Origin of the sequence: Pseudoalteromonas sp. NZS37, from assembly GCF_015864265.1 — a bacterium.
Lineage (GTDB): Bacteria > Pseudomonadota > Gammaproteobacteria > Enterobacterales > Alteromonadaceae > Pseudoalteromonas > Pseudoalteromonas arctica.
In genome coordinates this window covers 1-1500 of sequence record NZ_JADYXL010000039.1, presented here as the reverse complement: position 1 = coordinate 1500, position 1500 = coordinate 1, and the positions used below count along the sequence as shown (strand labels likewise).

Genomic DNA, 1500 nt, shown 5'->3' with positions numbered 1-1500 from the left:
CACTCAACCAAACCCCATGGGTATAAACGCTCGTTACTTCTAATTAAATCTGAATCAACTCGACCTTTACCGCCAACACTTGAAACTTTGCCCCATGGGTACAACCTATCAGCGCGACCTATGCATTCAACTTCGCCCCATGTGTATTTTTTAGCAGTCGGCGTTTTTGCTATTTGACCGGTGGCAACAAAACCACGCTTGTGCATTTTTCCAAGTGCATCAAAAAACGGGCTTAACTGTTCGCCTATTGTTGAAAAGTCATATTTCAAATGAGTAAAGCGGCCACTTGCTATAATTTCGTTATTTTCAGCCATTGGAAAAACCAGTTTTTCACCGCTTGTGTTAAACCATGGTTTGATTATTTCGCCAGCGTTGCCGCCACGGTCTTTTTTTAAGTGTTTTTCATTTAGTTTTTTACGTGCATCTGCGTCTAACGTAACCGTTAAAAACGAATTAAAACCACCTTTAACCGCTTGCATGTACAAACCACTGTCAACAATTTTCCCTCTTGCACGACTAGTAACCGTTTTCGTTACCCTGTCACCGGTGTTTGCATCTGGCGCATCACTGGCGCGGGTGTTTTGAGTGCACACAATTCGGTAATCACTTGACCAATTGCGGTTTTGAAAATGAACTTTTGCTGTTTTATCTGCCTCAAGCGGTTTGCTTGCAAAGTGTCCGCGTTCAACTTCCTGAACTCTTTTTCCGCGAACTTCGCCTGTTTGAATATCTAGTGTTTCGTCTGCGTTTATGCATAAGTGCTGAGCGCGCTCCTGCGGTGTAAACTTATCTAAAGCCTCTGACATCAATTTATTAAAACTAAAAGCCTGAGCGTCCAACAGCGAACGTTTAGAACGTGGATTATCATCACTTTTTAATCGTGTCGGACTTTTGCGCCTTTTGACAAGCCTATCTTTTTCCGCTTTCGCGGTCGCTTCGCGATAACCTTTTGTGTGTGACTCGATATAATCCAACCAAGTCAAAGATTCTTCTATTTCTTTTTCTGTTGCTGGCTGAACTGCAAACGCAGAAAAAGCGCCACTTTGGGCGCTTTGTATTGCATCGGTAAATATATGCTCGGGTATTGTAATATCCATTAAAGCCACCCATTACGAGAAAAATGTGCGGCTGCGTGCAGTGCATCATAGCGAATAGCAGAATCATCACCTTGATAATTACGCTCGCGTTCTTCTTGCATTTGAATTTGCTTTTTACGTTCCAACTCTGCTTTTTTACTTTTAAAAGCTAACTTTAACTGCGCCGCTTTTCCGCGCGCATAACACCAATGAGATTCATCAGTTTTCAATTCTGTGATTTCTTGCGTGAATTGGCTCATGATTAAAGCCCCGCGTTTATTGCTTTGCGTTTAATTAGGTCTGCAAAATTTGCATACCCGTTACGCGATAGGATTTTACATTGCAAAGTAACCGTCATAGCTTTTAATGCTTTTAGCTCTGGCTCTGAATTATTTTTCTTTTCGTCATTTATTAATTTCAGAAC

At 41.6% G+C, this 1500-nt stretch carries 1 protein-coding gene and 1 pseudogene; both read right to left on the bottom strand.

What is annotated here, in order from left to right; translation table 11 throughout:
* A pseudogene (locus tag I6F47_RS20240) lies at positions 1-1097 on the bottom strand (hypothetical protein); the annotation flags it as partial.
* Positions 1097-1336, bottom strand: coding sequence for a hypothetical protein (locus I6F47_RS20235; RefSeq protein WP_197184451.1), 240 nt, complete (start codon positions 1334-1336; stop codon positions 1097-1099). The gene I6F47_RS20235 and the pseudogene I6F47_RS20240, both read right to left, overlap by 1 nt.
* Positions 1337-1500 lie beyond the last annotated feature (164 nt).

Excerpts from the sequence above, each read along its gene's own strand:
- I6F47_RS20235 (WP_197184451.1), bottom strand. The coding sequence starts at position 1,336 with ATGAGCCAATTCACGCAAGAAATCACAGAATTGAAAACTGATGAATCT.